Raw genomic sequence first — 17,722 nt, 5'->3', positions numbered from 1 at the left:
AGTCAAGTTATAATAGGGAAATAGACTTTTTCGCCTCTGCCAAGGGTTCTAACTTTTATAGCAGGTCGGTAAATCGGGGATCGCTTTGGATAATTTTAAGGATCTGCTTAATTTCCTGGGTACGTTCTTTTTTGACAACGAGGGTGACATTGCGATCGCGCACAATCACCACGTCCTCTAAACCAATTGTAACAACTACATCCTCTGGATTTGAGGCATAAATAATCGCCCCCTGCGTATCTAGCCCTACGTGCGTAGCAAGTTCCACATTGGGATTCTCTTCTGTTTTAAGTAAGCGCTCGATCGCATTCCAATCTCCTAAATCATCCCAACCAAAATCAACTGGCAAAACGTATGCTAGATTTGTCTTTTCCATTAGCGCATAGTCTATACTCTTCTTAGGCAACTGGGGATAGATATCAGTACCCTGTTGTTCTAAAGGTTCGATAATTTCTGGAGCATGGGTATGTAGTTCCTTGAGAACAACCCCTGCCCGAAAAACGAACATTCCACTATTCCAGCTAAAACGTCCCGTAGATAAAAAAGTCTCTGCCGTTTCGCGGTTGGGCTTTTCAGTAAAGCGGTTGACGTGATAAGCTGGCAACTCATCAAAGCTACCTATCTTTTCACCTTGTTCAATATAGCCGTAACCGGTTGATGGAAAAGTAGGTTTTATCCCCAGTGTAACGATCGCTGCTGTGCTTGCTGCCAGTTGCGTAGCCGCGCTTAATGTGTGGGCAAACGCTTCTTCGTCAGCAATCCAGTGGTCAGCAGGGAAAAAGCCAATCACAGCGTCTTCTCCATAGCGCTGTTTGATTTCTAAACTTGTCCAAGCAACGGCGGCGGCTGTGTCTCTGCCTTCTGACTCAATTAGTAAGTTCTCAACTGGTAGATCGGGTAATTGTTGTCGTACCCCTTCAGCTATCTGACTAGAAGTGATCACCCACAAGGAATCCCACCCGCCACCGAGTTTTATCAATCGATCGGCGGTTGCTTGTAATAAACTTCTAGAGCTACCATCAAGACTTAAAAATTGTTTAGGTCGGTCTTTGCGGCTCAGGGGCCAAAAACGTTCACCTTTACCACCAGCAAGGATTACGGGGAACAATAAAGTATTCATGTTGTCATACACGCCTACCGAAGAACATTATAAGTTTACAGTGAGCCTTTGCACTGGCAATATCTGTAGCTTGGATTAACATACTTTTAGGGAGTGGTTGAGTGGGGAGATAATTGTGATAAAACAAGTCGAATGGTCAGAAAATCCGGTTACATCTCAGCAAGTAGTAGAATTTGAACCCGATGTGCGATCGCACCAAATTCAACGCACGGAAAATCAGGTAACGCTAGCACCAGTAGCCGACTCAGAGGAGGAGGATGTCGAACTAAACCCGCCAGCAAATCCGAACCGTAGCGTCGTCGAATCAGTGGGCGCGATTCCCAATCAGCTTTACGAGAGACTGGGCTTAACCATGCCTCGATGGTTGTTGTGGATTATGACGATTGTCATCGGCATTATCTTATCTGGGCTGCTAGTCTCAACTTTAGCGCTGTGGACTCCTTTGTGGAGCAATCTGGATCGAACAGATGAAGATTCAGGAACTACCGCTAAAGACGAGATAAAAATCCCGTTACCAGGGGAGTTGTGGGGTAAACTTTCCCAGTACCAGCTTTCACGCCCCATGAATATCTTAATTATGGGGATTGAACCAGTTAACGGGAGTGTTGATGGTTCACCAGAAAGCTTTGCTGGCAAAAGCGACTCCATGCTGATGGTACGGCTTAACCCTAGTGAAAAATCTGTACGGGTGCTTTCAATTCCCAAAGATACGATGATTGCCATCCCTGAAAAGGGAGAAAAGGGATTAACTAAGGTATCAGATGCCAATGCCAAAGGCGGCCCAGTCTTGGCAGCACGGGTAGTTAGCCGGACATTAAATAATGCCCCAATCGATCGCTACATCCGTATTTCTACTAGCGGCTTGCGGCAGTTAGTCGATCAGTTAGGCGGAGTAGAAGTCTTTGTTCCCCAATCAATGGCATATAAAGACTCTAGCAGTCGGCTCTCGATTAATTTAGTTAGTGGCTGGCAAACCCTCAACGGCGAACAAGCAGAACAGTTTGTGCGGTTCCGCGAACCAGGTTTGGGAGATTTGGCGAGAGTGCAGCGTCAGCAAGCACTAACAGCAGCCCTACTGCAACGCTTAAATAGTCCTACCATCTTACCCCGGTTGCCTCAATTAACTCGCTTGATGCGAAAATATTTTGATACCAACCTGAAGATGGAAGAAATGATGGCGTTGGTCAACTTCGGACTCAACTTAGATCGAGATAATTTCCAAATGACGGTGTTGCCTGGTACTTTTAGCCGCTTTAGCAAAGACCCTGATAGCTATTGGCTAGATATGACTGGACAACAGAGCCTGTTGAATGATTATGTTGGGGTAAATGTACCTGGTCTTAAACCAGATATGCGTCAGGTTCCTAACCTCAAAATTGCTATTCAAAATGCCTCTAATCAACCTCAGCTAACTGAAAAAGTTATTGCTTATCTTAAACAGAAAGGCTTTACTAAAATTTACAAAGTTCCTGATTGGCCAGATACTCAACGTCAAACTCAAATTATTGTCCAAAAAGGCAATCGGCGAGTTGGAGTTGATTTGCAAAAAGTCTTAGGCTTAGGTCAAATTGAGGTGGCGGCTATTGGTGATTTAGAATCTGACCTCACAATTCGGATTGGTAAAGATTGGAAATAGTCATTGGTCATTAGTCATTAGTCATTAGTCATTGGTAAATGACAAGGGACTAATGACAAAGGACTACTGAAAAATAATAAAGTTATGAAAAAGATTTTACTGCGATTTTTGGGTTTGATTGGGATTTTGATACTGGCATTTTGCTGGATAATACTTAATCCCAAACCAGCGTTTGCTCAACTCAACACAATCAACTACAACAATATAAATTTAGAAAATCGTGATTTCTCTAATGCTGATTTGGCAGGTGTAACTTTTGTTGCAGCAGAAATGCGAGGGACAAATTTTCAAGGAGCGAATTTAAGCAACGCAATTCTTACTAAAGGAGTTTTATTAAAAGCAAATTTGGAAGGCGCGAATCTGACAGGTGCTTTAGTCGATCGCGTCACTATGGATAGTGCTAATCTAAAAAATGCCATTTTTACAGAAGCAACTTTGACGAGTAGCCGTTTTTACGATGCGGAAATTACAGGTGCTGATTTTACCGACGCTTTGATTGACCGTTATCAAGTGTCGCTAATGTGTGAAAGGGCGGATGGGGTAAATCCGGTTACGGGTATGTCAACGCGAGATAGTTTAGGTTGTAAGTAAAACTGCGGTTACTTATTCCGTAATTCGTGCGTGAAATGCTATTCAAACAGAAAAGTTGTGTAAAGCAAACAGTTAATCCTCAGACATTCTTGACTGTATTTGAGTGTATACCCTGATGACGTAGGATGCTCTAACGGTGAAAATTTGGTATAGGTAAATGCGTATCTTTCCTGACTCCAGATTTGTGACAAACATTTCTGGAGTTTTTTAATTAGAGAGTAGCGATCGCTCTTGAATAAAAGAATTATGAACACACACGCTATAACTGTGCGGGAAAATTACAGCGTATTGCAGGTAAATGAAGTACACGGGTAGGGGCACAACATGTTGTGCCCCTACGATGATCTGTACCTCACGCCTGTTGCAATCTGCTGTAATATAATGATTTACCTCTTCTATTGGACTACATTCTTAGTAATCCTTTAGATAGAGCTTATGAGGAGGATAATTTATTTGTCAGTAGTAAAAACCGTAAATATTTTCGATAAAGTTAGAGCAAAACTTTCAAGTATATAGTTAGATATTGAGAATTTTATCTAAGTAAATTTTGGGTCATGTAAAGAGAAAAACATGAAAAATTATATATAAAAACTTGTAAAATATGAAGGAAATAAACAGTGCGATCGCATCTAGCCTTATTTATTCGACTCAGCCGCAGGATGTTCCCCCATCGTATATAATATTAGGCGCAAATTAACTACACCATCTCGATTTAATTGTTTTCATTAAAGCAGTGAGTGAAATCCCGCGCAGACGGGCTAAATCTGCTAAATATTCAATGCGTTGTGTTTGCAGTTGTTCTATCTGTTCAGTTAAGTATAATAACTCTTTATGCTCATTATTTGTTAGATTTTCAGGCTCTCTTTTAGCAATTAATTCGTTGTAAGGGACTTCCAAATAAAAAAATATCCCAAATTTTCTTGTGGGATGGGCATCTTGCCCGTCCCCAATATTAGGACGGGCAAGATGCCCATCCCACAAAATGGATAATTTATTTCTTGGAAAGCCCTAATGCTATTGAATATCTGAAGGAATACCTTGATTAATTTTGAGTAATAATTCAGCTTCTGTCTGTGGTAAACTAGAAGCTTTTCTTTGCGCTTGAAGGTTGATAACTTGATATACAAAGCGCTCTAAGTCTACTTGGTTTAACTGCTGAACAGCCTTTATTAGTTCTTCAGAAGATAGTTGTACTTCAAGTTTTACTATTGACATTTTTTAGATTTCACCAGCTAACTTATTGATATTCTATCAACTTACTCATGTAAGTAAGACAAGTCAGATAGTTAAGCGATCGCACTTTAAATCTTGACTCAATCAAAGTGCGACACACTTAACCTCAATGCTTATTTAGTTGTATACGTCACAAAAATATCCTTTTTCATTTCAACTTCGGCTGGAGCATCGGGATTATAAGTTGGTGATAATAAAAAACTAGCAAATGAGGGTAAAGGAACTCCAGTTTTAGAACTACATGAGGGATAGAATAATGTGTAAAATGGTTCGGCTACAGAAGGGGTATCAAGTTTAACGCTCATAGCAGTTGCTAAAGCCTGAGCGCGACTTTGAGCGTCTTTCATCGCTGACAGATAAACTGAACTCTGCAAAGCCTGACAATCATTAACTGCGTACTCAACGCCCACACTCTTAACGGAAATATTTTCAAGTTGGATCGTGGCTTTCTTCGCTGTAGCAACAATTTCCTGAACGCGATCGCGTGTGGGCTTTTCCAGTCTCACCAGTATTTTGGCGTTATTTTCACTGGTATCAGGGCTAATTTGCACTTGAATTTTATCAGTACTAATCCCTTTGGCAACTAGGCTATTAACTACAGGCTGAAGAGTTGCTTTAGTTAAAGATTTTTTGCTTGGTGAAGATTCTGCTGCTGTTTTGTAATTTAAGAATAAAGTCCGTGAGGCAGCCCGGTTTTGTTGTTCCAGACTGCCGTTCGCCTTTGGCGTGCCGGAGGCATACCCGGAGGGTGAGGATATGCGACGGGTTTGCGGTAGAGATGAGGGTTGGGTTTCTAACTCATCATTGCTACTTGCGCTACTGAATACCAATTCAATATCGGCTGTATCTGCTGCTACTCTCACTACCCCTTGACCAATTACCATTAATGAATGGCGATCGCTTGCTGGTGGATAAAATAGTTGGGCATTAGTGACTTTGGGTGTTAATGCTCCCAGCCCGACAGTGACGGTAATACTGACTAACATTAGGGTAGTTATTTTTCTCATATCCTGGGAATGTCCTTTGAACCTAGTAATTGTCAAAGTTTACACTTCAAAAGCAGGATACTTAAAAAATATAGGACTTACGCAAAACTACACGCGGTAGGGGCACAACATGTTGTGCCCCTACGATGATCTGTACCTCACCAAGTTTCAATCTGCTGTATTTGTTGCACATTGATTTAGACAAATATAGACTCGCTAGAGCGCAAAATCAGTCTAGCGACTGATGAAATGATTGGGTAAAAACGTTTAGAAAGTTCACATTATCTAAAGGTAAACGACGCAACTGATGATTAATTTCATCCGCCGCAGCTAATCCAGAAAGCATCGCACCTTCCGCAAGATTGCCGCCACACCAATCACCACAGCAAACTAAAGGTAAGGGAGTTCTGGCAGACAAAAAAGCTTCGTGCCAAGGACGGCTAGGAAAGGCATAACGCCAACGATGTACTTGCATCCATTCAGAAGTATTCAGCCAAGGAAGGGACAGAGATTCAGCTGCTTGTTGCAACATAAGCTCTCCAACGGGTTGTAAATCCTGGATTTCTAGATGACGTTGGGCGAAATCAGCGCTACTTTGGACTACAAAATGTGGTTGTTGAGGGTTAGAACGCTTGCTACTGTCCAAACCAATCCATGCTAAATCAGCATGATCGACAAAAGTTAGGGCTTTCCACTGAGGGAGTGGTTGGGATGTGGGAGGATATCCCGCGATCGCACTAATTGAGGGATAAAATTCTACAGAACGCAAGTTATCAAGAAAAGCTTTATCCAATCCACTTTCACCCAAGGGTTCTAACAGCATGACCGCTTGGGGTGCAGGAATAGCAACCACTATAGCTTTTGCAGTTAATTCTTCATTGCCAGATTCGAGAGTCAAGCACCAACTATTTTCGGGAGTTGGGGTAATAGCAATGACACGCTGATTCAGTAATATTTCTAAACCTGGGGCGAGGGATTTAGCGATCGCACTCATTCCCGCAGGTGCAACATATCGCGGACTGCGGTTTTTTGGTTCAGATAAAGGAACGCCTGGGGTGAGTTCATAAACCTCCTCTGTCCAAACTTCGAGGATATGGCGCGATCGCAATATCTCCACAAAATGTCTAAATAATTCACCCTTTGGCTTCAGATAACAAGCCCCATGATCCGCGCAAGTTCCATGCAAGCGGCGTGTAGCTAATCTTCCTCCCAAACCACGGGACTTATCCACCACTCGCACCGAATACCCAGCTTGACTTAATTGCTGGGCGCAGACTAAACCGGCCATTCCGGCACCAATCACTACAATATCAGTCATGAGTCCATAGTCCTTAGTCATTGGTTATTGGTCATTAGGTTATTATCAAAGGACAAAATTACTACTAATGAGTGCTGAAAGCTAATAGTAGAATAAGGTACAGAAAGCTGCATGGAAGGGAGGAAGGGAAATTGGATGAAATGAGGGCGGCGCTAGAGTTAGCGACCGAAGAAGAATTGCAAGATTTAACGGCAATTCTATTTAGTCGTAAGTTCAATCCCCTAGACTATGTACATACACCCGAACCTATCGAAGTGCAAAGCCAAGACCGTAAAGCTTGGTTAGATTCACTAGAAGGACGCTTTCGTTTTTTGGCGGCAGATGGGATAACGGTATTACGGGGACGTACAGGCCAGGTAACTTACCGACAAGCTTTAGTTCAAGTATGTAAGTATCTAAAAATTCCCTATTCTCATCAGCTGCCAACCATTGATTTAGAAGCAGAAGTATTTTTGCATCTGCTGGGACAGGTATGGAAAAAATTACCTGAACAGGAAAAACAAAAATTGACTCTTGGAGTGCAGCGTCACCTTGTGCAATCAGAACTAAAAGAACCACTACCAATTTTGTTGCAGCCTGACCCCTTGGGGTTGCTTTTCAAAGGCGGTAGTGCGATCGCGGTTACTTCACTTCTCCAGCCACTTCTACTTAAGCAAATTGCCCGTCAATTTGCTATCCACTTTGCTACTTATGAAGTAGCTAGACAAGCGGCAATTACAGGCACAGAAGTAGCTACAACGCAATTCCAAAGCTATGTAGCTATGCAAATGGCGCAACGGGGTATGACAGTTAGTGCTGCTCGTTATGGGGCAACCCGCACGATGTTTGCTGTGATTGGCCCCATGATGTGGACTTGGTTTTTTGCAGATTTAGGTTGGAGAGCGATCGCCACTAACTATGGTCGGATCATTCCGACTATTTTCGCCCTAGCTCAAATTCGCCTCACCCGTGAGGAATGTTGGGAGCCAGCTTGAACAAAGTTTCTGACTATTTCAAGTCTCGTTGGCAATCTTCTTGGAACTACTCTCTATGGGCAATATTAATCTTCCCATTAAGTCCATTGTTGGGGGCTGTAACTATCGGTTTTGTCTCATTAATCACTTGGTTGAAACAATCCCGCAAAATTAATCGCCGCCCCCTCAACTGGGGATTTGCTCTTTTGAGTGCATTGCTGATCGTGAGTGCTGCATTTGCCGATGACAAGACAACAGCTTTCCTCGGCTTATTTAATTTATTACCATTCTTTTTACTTTTCGTTGCCCATAGCGCTCTCATTCAAACCTTTGTCCAATTGCGGCAAATGGCTTGGGTTTTAGCGATCGGTTCCATGCCGGTAATAATTCTTGGCTTGGGGCAGTTATTTTTAGGCTGGAGTTTTAAATTAGAGATTTTCTGGGTTGTATTGAGTTGGACGATCGCACCAGGAGGAAATCCACCAGGTCGCATAGCCTCATTCTTCTTGCACGCTAACACCTTCGCAGCTTATCTAACAATAGTTTTCATCCTTAGTTTAGGTTTGTGGTTAGAACAATGGCGATTGTTTATTGGGCATCGGGCATCGGGCATCGGGCATCGGGCATTGGGCATTGGGCATTGGGCATCGGGCATCGGGCATCGGGCATCGGCATCGGGTATTAGTTATTCTACCCCTACTCCCTCATCTCCCTCATCTCCCCCACTCCCTACTCCCTACTCCCCACTCCCCTTTCTCTTCCTAACCATTGCAGTGATTACAAATTTCATTGCCTTGATTTTCACTAACTCGCGCAATGGGTGGGCGATCGCTATTTTTGCCTGTTTAGCTTATGCACTCTACCAAGGCTGGCGCATTCTTGTGGGAGGTGTCGCTGCGATCGTTTCTAGTGTGCTTTTGGCAGCTTTTGCTCCCTCGCCAGTCGCTCAAATTTTTCGCCGCGTAGTTCCTGCCTTCTTTTGGGCAAGATTAAATGATGATATGTATCCAAATAGACCAGTCGCTTTAATGCGAAAAACTCAATGGGAGTTTGCCTGGTCTTTAGCTCAAGAACGTCCTTGGACTGGCTGGGGGTTACGCAGTTTTGGTAAACTCTACAGAGCGCAGATGCACATTGGCCTGGGTCATCCCCATAACTTTTTTTTAATGTTATCTGCCGAAACTGGTTTTCCCACTACTCTTTTATTTTGCAGCTTACTTGGTTGGATTTTGATTACAGGTATTCAATTACTACGAAAGTCAAAATATATAAATACAGAAGATAGATTAATCTTTTTCAGTTATCTTCTGGCTTTTGTTGGGTGGGTTCTATTGAATACAGTAGATGTAACTCTATTCGATTTTCGTTTGAATGTAATTTCATGGTTAGTTTTAGCTGCCATTTGTGGAGTATTACATCGTTATAACGAAGAAGACAGGTTTACATCTCGTTCAAATTAGTTAGGAAATGACAAACAGCAACTTAGAATATCATCAGTTCATTTTCAGTGTATGCACTGGAGACGTTTAGAGTTTGAAGTTAATAAGATTACTATATTCACGTCTGTGAGTGTGACTAATACCTAATTAGTCACTGTTGCTGATTGTTGGGAAGGTGTAGGGACAACCCTTTGGGGTTTTCCTGCATGACGGGCATCTCTTATAGATGCCCTTTTGTATATTTATTATTTTTCTTCAGTTAATTAAGCATAAATAAAACATGATTACTGAAATTAAATTAGGTCTTTGTAACCCGCCAGAACCTATTTATTTGCATGTCAAAAGCGGAGAAATAAACGGGGAATCTTACTTGTGGTATAACTACGATATCAATAACGATCAAACTATTCCTGTCCACAAAACAGGGCTAACTGGGTATATATCTGAACTGAAATTAAAATCGGGAGAATTTAAGGGAAATATAAACAATAAATTACACATCGTTGTTAGAGCGGATGAAGTTTATATTGTTAGGACTGGTATAGAAACGAACTTTGCTAAAACTTTCCTTTTAGCTATATCCCAAGTCCAGGACTTTTCCAAGCCCCTGATTATTGCTGCCATTGCTGGAAAAGAGAATGTGGTTTTTTGTAACCTCTACGATGCAGAAACTAAAACCAGGATTCGCTCTGAGTGGAACAAAGATGCTGATTGGCTAGAGATTATTGATAGTGTTCAAACTAAGCTGCAAACATCTAAAAATTCCCATCTCGTCTCTGGCGAGCAAATACTGTTTTGAACCAGTTTATTCATCCGCCACTCGTATAGAATTCAGAATGAATTCTGACTCCTGAATTCTGTTTGATAAACTTTCATTCCCAAAATCTTCAAAGCCACAGCTTCAGAGACAGGCATCACCGATAATCGATTTCCTTGTCTTACTAATATTAACTCTTCAGCGCTAAACTTTTCCTTGAGTATTGATAGCGAGATTGGGTTAGAAAAAGTCTCAACAAATTCTACTAAAACTGTTTGCCAGCGAGGAGATTCGGAGGTTGATTTGGGGTCGTAGTATTGACTTTCTGGCTCAAACTGTGTCGGGTCGGCAATATCTTTTTTTACCACACGCATTAACCCAGCAATCCCAGGAGTATTTGTGTTTGAATGATAGAAAAAAGCTAAGTCACCTTCATGCATAAGACGCAAAAAGTTGCGAGCTTGATAATTGCGAACACCATCCCAGATAGTCTGATTTTGCTGCTTAAGGTCAGTAATGCTATAGGATTCTGGTTCTGATTTCATTAGCCAATAATTCATCTAGAGAAATTATGTATATACAAAACTATTTTAATTTTGAGCAGGTAAGTAAGCTCGTAGTAAGGACTTTAGTCCTTATTTTCTAAGCGTTAAAGTCCTTATAGCGGTTCCCATTCAAATGCGGTACAAAATTATATCGCTTGGTGTAAGGGCACAGCATTGCTGTGCCCCTACGGGTGTACCTCACGCTTGTCGAGAAACGCTATACTACAAACCCTCTTGCACTATCTTAGACATTGTACTAGTAAATATTTGGCTTAACTACGGTAAGCTATAACTGCATAAAATGGATCTCCTCCAGCTGCACCCAACCACTGTAAAAAATTCGGTAATGTTGACTTATGAGCTATAACTTCTGCGGTTGTAAATCCTGGAACTGAGGCAAAGTAGGCTTTGACTAATTCTACTCGCTGTGCTTCTGAAACCTCACGCCAAGCTTGAATTGCTTTTTCAAAGAACATTCGATTAGAAAAACTGATAATTGCAACACCGCCAGGTTTCAATATGCGGTAAATTTCGGAAAATATTGCTTCTGGATATTGCATATACTGCACAGATACGCAATTGAGAACAGCATCAAAATCTTCATCTGGTAAAGGTAGCTGCGGGTTTTCGTTAAGATTTTGCACAAAGTAATGATTTAAGCGGGGATTTCGTGCCAATTCCTCAGCGTTGAGTCCATGTCCTTCTACATGCTCAAACTGCATCTCTTGTGGCAGATGGGATACCCAACTGCTCATCATATCAAAAATGCGGGTGTTGGGTTTGAGGCGATCGCTATATAAATCCGTTAGCTGTTGAATAAATCCTTCATCCACATGGGTAACAAAGCGAGGATAGGCATAAAATAGCTTATCGTCTTTGTCATCTAACTTCAGGCGTTGATTTGGTCTTAACTGCATAAATCTCTGTTTTGGAGAACTTCTTCGGAAAAATACGGCAATTGTAGGTATTTTTCAACAATCCCTATGTAAGATATTTTAATAACAACAGGACACATAAGAATTTGTAATTCGTAATTACGTTTTGCATCTGGGTTTAAATCTCTATCCATAATGGAGCGATTTATAGAGAGAGGTCTTTTATTATTACCCATTTTTTAATCCCGTTAGCGAATCTGTTTACTCTCATAGATAAGTAAGTTCAACACAGCATCATTCCGAATTACGAATTAATAAATGTTCTATCAACTACACTTCTTGCAGCATATTTGGCGACAAATCCGCCTAGTCGGATTATTACCATATTTTAGTTTGTTAGTTTTGATACTGCCCTTATTATTATTTACTTCTGGGCACAATAGTTTGATAGCACATGATGAAGGGCTTTACGCATCACGCGCACGTCTAATGTTTGATTCTGGCGATTGGATAGCTCCTTGGGATAAAGCACATCATAAAACTCCCGGCCCTTATTGGTTAATCGCCAGCTTCTACAAAGTTTTTGGTATCAGTGAAACTACTGCGCGTCTTCCTAGTATGATTGCTGGCATTTTTAGTTTATTGCTTGTGTATGAAATCGGCAAAATTATGCTGGGCAAAAAATTAGCTTGGCTAGCTACTGTAATTTTAAGTATGGAGTTTCTCTGGTTGCAATACTGCCGCTTAAGTACACCTGATGTGCCGATGGTTTTGTTGGTTCTTCTAGCTATTTGGTCTTTAATAAAAACAGAACTAAACCCTAAATATCATTATTTTTGGAGTTTTATAGCTGGTTTAAGTTTAGGTTTAGGCTTTTTAATCAGAAGCTTTATGATTTTTTTGCCAATTATAGCTTTATTACCTTATTTAATTTGGGAACATGGCCGTCATCGTCATCTTACTAACCCATTTTTGTATTTAGGTTTTTTTGTAGGTTTAATACCTACCTGTGTTTGGCTGTGGTTAAGCCAGTTGCACTACGGAAATCAAAGTTTTGAGGAGTTGTTAAAATTTGTTGTGCAGCAAGGTTCTAATGACCATTATGATAATGGCCTATTTTTCTATATATGGAATATTCTTTTAAAAGCATTTCCTTGGGCTTTTTTCGGAATTTTAGGTTTATTGTTGACTGTTCAGCGTCCTATTGAGCGTTACCATTTGATATTAGTTGGCTTTCCAATTGTCTTATTTGTAGAACTTAGTTTTTTTACTACTCGTTTATCTCACTATAGTCTTTGTATTTACCCGTTTATAGCTTTATTTGCATCTGTAGGTTTGAACTGGTTAGGTAATATTTACCGAACAGAAATGCACTCACAATTACCTCTTAAAAAAGCTAGAATAAATCTATTAAATATTTTTGCAAATAAGAATCTTCCCCGAAATTTGAGCTATACTTTTGGCGGATTAGGCGTTTTACTTGTAATAGCCAGTATTGTCGTTCTTAGCTGGGCTGGTTTTGACATCCGCAAGTATGCAATTATTGGCTTGGCTATGGGCTTAGGTTGGTTAATTTTGCCTGTGGTGTGGATTGGCCGTTACCACTTTGGCAAAAAGTTTCTCACAACTCGTTACTGGATTGCAGGTTGGTTAATTCCCTGTTGGCTAGCTTTGGCGGCGATGGGTAGTATAGGACTGTTGAGCGATTATAATCCTGTTTTGAGAACTTTTTTACAACAACCTGCGATCGCTTCAATTCTCCAAACTAATCCTATCTACTTTGTGCAAATAGACGCTAAAACCAAAGTACTGCTTAATTTTTATCTTTCTAGTCGCCCCCAACAGGTAGCTTCTATCTCCCAATTACCCGCTTTGAGCTATGCTTTAATCTATGCTAACCAGTTCTCTACATTATCTCGACCTTACCGCATTCTGGCTACAGTCAAAGAGTATTTGTTTATTCAAATCCTTTCCTAAGAGAGATTGAAATTTAGGTAGGGGTAATTCATGAATTACCCCTACATAGCTATATATAAAAAACTGCTGTAATTAAGCATTGTGTTCAATTCTTAGTTGCAAACTTGATACATTCTGCTTTGAGAAGGACTAAATTATCAGTCTCAAAAACTGTACAAGAGTTAATTAATGTTGCTAAAACAGGTAGAGAGTTATTCTGTAACTTGGTCTTTGCTTGTCGTGCTGCTGGCTGATATTGTTGTAGCCAAGTGTTTTTAGCTATATATTCTGGAACAAATGCAGAACGTTCTAATAACCAAAAAGTGACGTTGTATTTTTGGATAAAGTCTTTAATTTGGTTAATATCTTCACTATATTGGGCATTAATCAGGTCAAGCATCCGCTTACTAAATTGAGCATAATATTTTGTATGAATTGGTAAAGCGTATTCTTTACCCACCAAAATTGTTCTTTGAGCAAAGATAGGGATGTTATCTGCTTCTTCAGAAGTAGAGGCTATGACAATATTTTGTGGTTGCTTTTGCAAAAAATCATATAATGTTGGGGCTTGACCGACTACATAAGGAGTTTTAGGAAAAACTTTTAAGCTGAAGTTGCTAGGGTAAAAAACGAGTCCTGCACCAAGGATTATAATAGTTCCGAAGATTAAAATTTGTTTCCCATTTTCTCTTGACCATCGCAATGTAGCATCTAAAATCAAGATAATAGAGATTGCTGCTGCAACAGCAAGTACCATCTTAAAAGTATGATGCGTGTAGCGGCTAGGCCAGTGCAGTTTAAAAGCTAAAGCATGGGCAATAAAAAACATTATTAAACTAGCTATTGCTGTCTGTAGTAATAGTTTGACTTCATCCTTTAGTTCCTTAGTTAGGAAAAAGTGAGATTTAAATTTCAGGATTATTGGTAATAATAAACCTAATAATAACTGCGGAGGTGAAATTAAAGCAAAAAAACCGCTATCTCTACCATCAAACCAATAACTAATAATATTATGGCTAAAATAGCTAAATCTTCCTCCATGCCAGTATTCTGGCATAGTTCTCGCAACAGCAGCAGTAATTGTTGGGCCAAATTGTGATGATTGAATAGCATAAGGTAAAATTACAATTCCAGCAATCATTATGCTGGCTGTAAATAAAATAAAATCTTTTCGGTTCTGAGAAATAGTTATCTGCCCATTTTGCCAACGAAATAATCTCATTAATAAAATTAATAACTCGATAAAAGCTATTAAAGGGTATATTAAAGCTTGGAGTGCAAGGACAATTAATATACCAAACCTAGAAGACCGGATTAAATAATATAAAAAAGCTAAAAATAGAGGATAAATAAAATCTCTAGGAGTAGCAGAAAATAGGTCATCATGCATACAAAGACTTTGATTTAAAAGTAAGGATGCGATAAACCCCACTATTGGTACTGGTAATATCTCCATACAGAGAACAAAGCAATAGCTAGTTGTAATTAGTCCCAGTAGTATTGGAAAAATTTTGCTAAATAAAATTAAATCGATATTTAAAGCCGCAATTATTTTATAAAGAATACCATATCCAATTGGTGTCACTGACTGAAAATAATCAGCGATTAAATCCCCAGGAAATAAATCTGGGTTAATATAACGATACATCCAAGAAATATATTCTCGTGCATCGTCGCTTACGATATATTTACTGCTGAAAGCTTTTTGAAGCCCTATAAGAATATAAGCAATAGCAAAAGTTAGACTTAGAATGTACCAGAAGATGACGGTAAATCTATATCTATTGTGTCTACTTTTTTGATTAATAGGTGTTGTTAAAAGTTTTTGTAATTGTGGAATTAGCATTGTGCGCTTCTCTATCTAAATAAATCGTGTTAATGAGAAAAGTTAAGCTTGTAGCTTATCATATACACAAGAGGGAAGAGGATTCTACAAGTTTTTTAAAAATCGAATATAGGAGTCCTATTTGATTTTTGTAAAGTTAGGTATAATTCAATGAGCCTTCTTTACTGTTGCTTCTTGCCTATCTACGCAAAGAAATTTAGAAATCAAAGTGGACTACTGTAGCTTATTTAGTATCGGTGCTTCTTTTTACCACATTCTCGTACTATCAAAAATTTAAATTGATTCAATTTATTTCCTAAGACAGATGCAAAGAAACTATTGCTAAAAGAAGCTAAATTAGCTATGATAATAGTACGTACGCTAAGTATTATGTGAAATGGTTTCTACATCTAATCATTCCCCAGCTTTAGATTCGTGGCAGCAAAATCTGGCACCATACAATTTGGGCTACAGAATCAAATTAGTCTCACAACTGCTTGGACGCAAGTTTACCGAGAGGCTAGAACCTTTTGGACTTACGCCTTTTCACTGGCTGGTGTTGTGCTGTTTGTGGCAAGAAGATGGTTTACCTACCTCTTGCATTGGAGACAAACTCAAACAAGTAGGAGGGACTTTAACAGGTGTATTAGATCGCATGGAAGAACGCGGTTTAGTGCGTCGAGAACGCGACACTCACGATCGCCGCATCTGGCGAATTTGGTTAACGGATGCAGGTAAGGAACTCGAAACCATCTTACCGCCAATCGCCGCCGCAGTTCGTGATGAAGCGATGGATGGTGTTTCTTTTACCGATCGCGAACTGTTTTCCCAAATCTTGAATCGAGCGATCGCTAACCTCTCCTAAAGATAGTCTCACAATCACCCGACCGGGGGAAGTGACATCAATATTTGTTTTGAGATAATATTACGCATACTAAGGAAATAAGATTTTTTTCAGGAAATATTACGCATCCTAAATAAACGACTATCAATCAAAATTATCGAACGAGTGAGTTAAGGATCATGAAGGCTAACACTTTTAACGGACGCAACCAAAACAAAACCATAATTATAGAGAAAGAATTGATTCCTAATTCCGAAACTTTAGAAGCTGTAAGCACAGAAGCACCTGTTGTAACTCCTGACATCGAGAAAGAAGTTCCACCGAAGCGGAAAAAACCGACTGGTTTAATTTTGGCAGGATTAGGCGTAGGTGCGATCGCAGCAGGTGCTTTTGGTTATCACTATTGGCAATACGCCTCCACCCATCAGGAAACAGACAACGCCACTGTTGCTGGAAACATTCACCAAGTTAGTAGCCGCATTCCCGGAACTGTAAGCCAGGTGCTTGTGAATGATAACCAACTCGTGCAACCGGGACAGTTGTTAGTGCAATTAGATCCACGTGACTATGAAAGTAAAGTACAGCAAGCAGCAGCAGCCCTAGAAAATGCTCGTGGACAGGCGCAAGCCGCCCAAGCAAATATTGCCTTAACTTCACAAACCACCACTGGTAAGACAACTCAAGCGCAGGGAGATGTTAGCGGTGCGGTAGCAGCAATTTCTACAGCCCAAGCAGCAGTACAAGAAGCCCAAGCTGGGATACCAGCAGCGCAGGCTGAAGTTAGACTAGCCCAAGCAGGGATTCCCGCCGCCCAAGCCCAGGTAGCGCAAACAAATGCGAATTTGAAAAATGCCCAAGCAGATTACAATCGCTACAACCAATTGTATAAAAACGGTGCGATCGCTCGTCAGCAATTAGACACAGCCAAGGCAGCTTATGACGTGGCTACAGCACAAAAAAACGCCGCCATTCAGGGAGTAGAACAAGCTCAAGCTAAATTAGCCTCCGCCAAAGTTGGTGTCGCCAAAGCCCAGTCTCAACTAGCACAAGCGCAAGAAAATGTCACTAATGCCCAAGCTAAATTAGCAGCATCCAAGGGCGGATTACAACAAGCCACCGCAGGCGGACAAGATACAACAGTAAAACGTAGTCAATACGAAGCGGCAAAAGCTGCGATCGCGCAATCGGAAGCATCGCTAAAAGACGCGCAATTGCAACTATCCTATGCCAATGTTACCGCCCCCAGTGCTGGACGAGTCGGTAGAAAAAACGTGGAAATTGGCAACCGAGTAGCATCGGGAACACCATTAATGGCGATCGTTGATAACGAGTATTGGGTAATTGCGAACTTCAAAGAAACCCAATTAGAAAAGATGCGCCCAGGAGAACCAGTAGAAATTAAGTTGGATTCTTTCCCTCATCACACCTTTATTGGCCGTGTTGATAGTCTTTCACCAGCTTCCGGCGCTCAGTTTGCCTTATTGCCACCTGATAACGCCACAGGTAACTTTACCAAAGTTGTCCAACGCATCCCAGTAAAAGTAGTTTTTGATCAAAAGAGCATTCAAGGATACGAATCGCGGATTACTCCGGGGATGTCTGCGGAAGTTGTTGTGGAAGTTAAGTAGGGCATAGGGCATGGGG

17 protein-coding genes are annotated in these 17,722 nt (G+C 40.6%); 8 read left to right on the top strand and 9 right to left on the bottom strand.

What is annotated here, in order from left to right:
- Positions 1 to 55: 55 nt before the first annotated feature.
- Positions 56 to 1,120 carry a mannose-1-phosphate guanylyltransferase gene (locus V7K98_RS03960; RefSeq protein ID WP_335019527.1) on the bottom strand — a complete coding sequence of 355 codons (1,065 nt, stop codon included), beginning with the start codon at positions 1,118 to 1,120 and terminating at the stop codon, positions 56 to 58.
- Between the two features lie 115 nt (positions 1,121 to 1,235).
- Between V7K98_RS03960 and V7K98_RS03955 the strand changes: the two genes are divergently transcribed.
- Positions 1,236 to 2,756, top strand: coding sequence for an LCP family protein (locus V7K98_RS03955; RefSeq protein WP_335019526.1), 1,521 nt, complete (start codon positions 1,236 to 1,238; stop codon positions 2,754 to 2,756).
- An 84-nt stretch (positions 2,757 to 2,840) separates the two neighbouring features.
- Entirely contained in the window at positions 2,841 to 3,347 is a 507-nt protein-coding gene (locus V7K98_RS03950; protein ID WP_335019525.1) for a pentapeptide repeat-containing protein, read from the top strand.
- Positions 3,348 to 4,040: 693 nt separating this feature from the next.
- On the opposite strand, the gene V7K98_RS03945 is transcribed toward V7K98_RS03950, so the two are convergent.
- The 4 genes from V7K98_RS03945 to V7K98_RS03930 form a co-directional block, all read right to left on the bottom strand.
- Positions 4,041 to 4,328, bottom strand: a complete 288-nt coding sequence (locus V7K98_RS03945) for a hypothetical protein (RefSeq protein ID WP_335019524.1) — start codon at positions 4,326 to 4,328, stop codon at positions 4,041 to 4,043.
- A gap of 33 nt (positions 4,329 to 4,361) precedes the next feature.
- Positions 4,362 to 4,562: a hypothetical protein gene (locus V7K98_RS03940; protein ID WP_335019523.1), complete on the bottom strand. Its 201-nt coding sequence runs from the start codon at positions 4,560 to 4,562 to the stop codon at positions 4,362 to 4,364.
- A gap of 131 nt (positions 4,563 to 4,693) precedes the next feature.
- Positions 4,694 to 5,587, bottom strand: a complete 894-nt coding sequence (locus tag V7K98_RS03935; protein WP_335019522.1) for an SIMPL domain-containing protein — start codon at positions 5,585 to 5,587, stop codon at positions 4,694 to 4,696.
- A 208-nt stretch (positions 5,588 to 5,795) separates the two neighbouring features.
- A complete protein-coding gene (locus V7K98_RS03930; protein ID WP_335019555.1) occupies positions 5,796 to 6,884 on the bottom strand; it encodes an NAD(P)/FAD-dependent oxidoreductase in 1,089 nt (362 codons plus the stop codon).
- A 131-nt stretch (positions 6,885 to 7,015) separates the two neighbouring features.
- Here V7K98_RS03930 and V7K98_RS03925 point away from each other — a divergent pair, with 131 nt between their 5' ends.
- The 3 genes from V7K98_RS03925 (at position 7,016) to V7K98_RS03915 (ending at position 10,075) form a co-directional block, all read left to right on the top strand.
- On the top strand, positions 7,016 to 7,858 hold the full coding sequence (locus V7K98_RS03925) for a YaaW family protein (protein ID WP_335019521.1): 843 nt from the start codon (positions 7,016 to 7,018) through the stop codon (positions 7,856 to 7,858).
- On the top strand, positions 7,840 to 9,297 hold the full coding sequence (locus V7K98_RS03920; RefSeq protein WP_335019520.1) for an O-antigen ligase family protein: 1,458 nt from the start codon (positions 7,840 to 7,842) through the stop codon (positions 9,295 to 9,297). The genes V7K98_RS03925 and V7K98_RS03920 overlap by 19 nt, the downstream gene beginning before the upstream one ends.
- 259 nt (positions 9,298 to 9,556) lie before the next feature.
- Entirely contained in the window at positions 9,557 to 10,075 is a 519-nt protein-coding gene (locus V7K98_RS03915; RefSeq protein WP_335019519.1) for a hypothetical protein, read from the top strand.
- 32 nt (positions 10,076 to 10,107) lie between these two features.
- Here V7K98_RS03915 and V7K98_RS03910 read toward each other — a convergent pair whose 3' ends face one another.
- The 3 genes from V7K98_RS03910 to V7K98_RS03900 form a co-directional block, all read right to left on the bottom strand.
- Positions 10,108 to 10,593 carry an EVE domain-containing protein gene (locus V7K98_RS03910; protein ID WP_335019518.1) on the bottom strand — a complete coding sequence of 162 codons (486 nt, stop codon included), beginning with the start codon at positions 10,591 to 10,593 and terminating at the stop codon, positions 10,108 to 10,110.
- Positions 10,594 to 10,850: 257 nt separating this feature from the next.
- A complete protein-coding gene (locus V7K98_RS03905) occupies positions 10,851 to 11,495 on the bottom strand; it encodes a class I SAM-dependent methyltransferase (RefSeq protein ID WP_335019517.1) in 645 nt (214 codons plus the stop codon).
- Positions 11,486 to 11,689, bottom strand: coding sequence for a hypothetical protein (locus tag V7K98_RS03900; RefSeq protein WP_335019516.1), 204 nt, complete (start codon positions 11,687 to 11,689; stop codon positions 11,486 to 11,488). The genes V7K98_RS03905 and V7K98_RS03900 overlap by 10 nt, the downstream gene beginning before the upstream one ends.
- A gap of 82 nt (positions 11,690 to 11,771) precedes the next feature.
- On the opposite strand from V7K98_RS03900, the gene V7K98_RS03895 reads away from it, so the two are divergent.
- Complete coding sequence (locus V7K98_RS03895) at positions 11,772 to 13,430, top strand: ArnT family glycosyltransferase (RefSeq protein ID WP_335019515.1); 1,659 nt, start codon at positions 11,772 to 11,774, stop codon at positions 13,428 to 13,430.
- Between the two features lie 85 nt (positions 13,431 to 13,515).
- On the opposite strand, the gene V7K98_RS03890 is transcribed toward V7K98_RS03895, so the two are convergent.
- Entirely contained in the window at positions 13,516 to 15,255 is a 1,740-nt protein-coding gene (locus V7K98_RS03890; RefSeq protein WP_335019514.1) for a hypothetical protein, read from the bottom strand.
- A gap of 376 nt (positions 15,256 to 15,631) precedes the next feature.
- Between V7K98_RS03890 and V7K98_RS03885 the strand changes: the two genes are divergently transcribed.
- Positions 15,632 to 16,099, top strand: coding sequence for a MarR family winged helix-turn-helix transcriptional regulator (locus V7K98_RS03885; protein WP_335019513.1), 468 nt, complete (start codon positions 15,632 to 15,634; stop codon positions 16,097 to 16,099).
- A 158-nt stretch (positions 16,100 to 16,257) separates the two neighbouring features.
- The gene (locus tag V7K98_RS03880; protein ID WP_335019512.1) at positions 16,258 to 17,706 is read left to right on the top strand and encodes an HlyD family secretion protein; all 1,449 of its coding nucleotides are present in this window, start codon (positions 16,258 to 16,260) and stop codon (positions 17,704 to 17,706) included.
- Positions 17,707 to 17,722: the final 16 nt, after the last annotated feature.

Origin of the sequence: Nostoc sp. (assembly GCF_036917435.1) — a bacterium.
Classification (GTDB): domain Bacteria; phylum Cyanobacteriota; class Cyanobacteriia; order Cyanobacteriales; family Nostocaceae; genus Nostoc.
The sequence above is the reverse complement of the archived record's forward strand: the minus strand, read 5'-3'. Positions and strand labels throughout refer to the sequence as shown.

Bases quoted from the DNA above. Each gene is read 5' to 3' on its own strand.
- V7K98_RS03960 (WP_335019527.1), bottom strand. From the start codon at position 1,120: ATGAATACTTTATTGTTCCCCGTAATCCTTGCTGGTGGTAAAGGTGAA.
- V7K98_RS03950 (WP_335019525.1), top strand. From the start codon at position 2,841: ATGAAAAAGATTTTACTGCGATTTTTGGGTTTGATTGGGATTTTGATA.
- V7K98_RS03940 (WP_335019523.1), bottom strand. From the start codon at position 4,562: ATGTCAATAGTAAAACTTGAAGTACAACTATCTTCTGAAGAACTAATA.
- V7K98_RS03935 (WP_335019522.1), bottom strand. From the start codon at position 5,587: ATGAGAAAAATAACTACCCTAATGTTAGTCAGTATTACCGTCACTGTC.
- V7K98_RS03930 (WP_335019555.1), bottom strand. From the start codon at position 6,884: ATGACTGATATTGTAGTGATTGGTGCCGGAATGGCCGGTTTAGTCTGC.
- V7K98_RS03920 (WP_335019520.1), top strand. From the start codon at position 7,840: ATGTTGGGAGCCAGCTTGAACAAAGTTTCTGACTATTTCAAGTCTCGT.
- V7K98_RS03915 (WP_335019519.1), top strand. From the start codon at position 9,557: ATGATTACTGAAATTAAATTAGGTCTTTGTAACCCGCCAGAACCTATT.
- V7K98_RS03910 (WP_335019518.1), bottom strand. From the start codon at position 10,593: ATGAATTATTGGCTAATGAAATCAGAACCAGAATCCTATAGCATTACT.
- V7K98_RS03905 (WP_335019517.1), bottom strand. From the start codon at position 11,495: ATGCAGTTAAGACCAAATCAACGCCTGAAGTTAGATGACAAAGACGAT.
- V7K98_RS03900 (WP_335019516.1), bottom strand. From the start codon at position 11,689: ATGGGTAATAATAAAAGACCTCTCTCTATAAATCGCTCCATTATGGAT.
- V7K98_RS03895 (WP_335019515.1), top strand. From the start codon at position 11,772: ATGTTCTATCAACTACACTTCTTGCAGCATATTTGGCGACAAATCCGC.
- V7K98_RS03890 (WP_335019514.1), bottom strand. From the start codon at position 15,255: ATGCTAATTCCACAATTACAAAAACTTTTAACAACACCTATTAATCAA.
- V7K98_RS03885 (WP_335019513.1), top strand. From the start codon at position 15,632: ATGGTTTCTACATCTAATCATTCCCCAGCTTTAGATTCGTGGCAGCAA.
- V7K98_RS03880 (WP_335019512.1), top strand. From the start codon at position 16,258: ATGAAGGCTAACACTTTTAACGGACGCAACCAAAACAAAACCATAATT.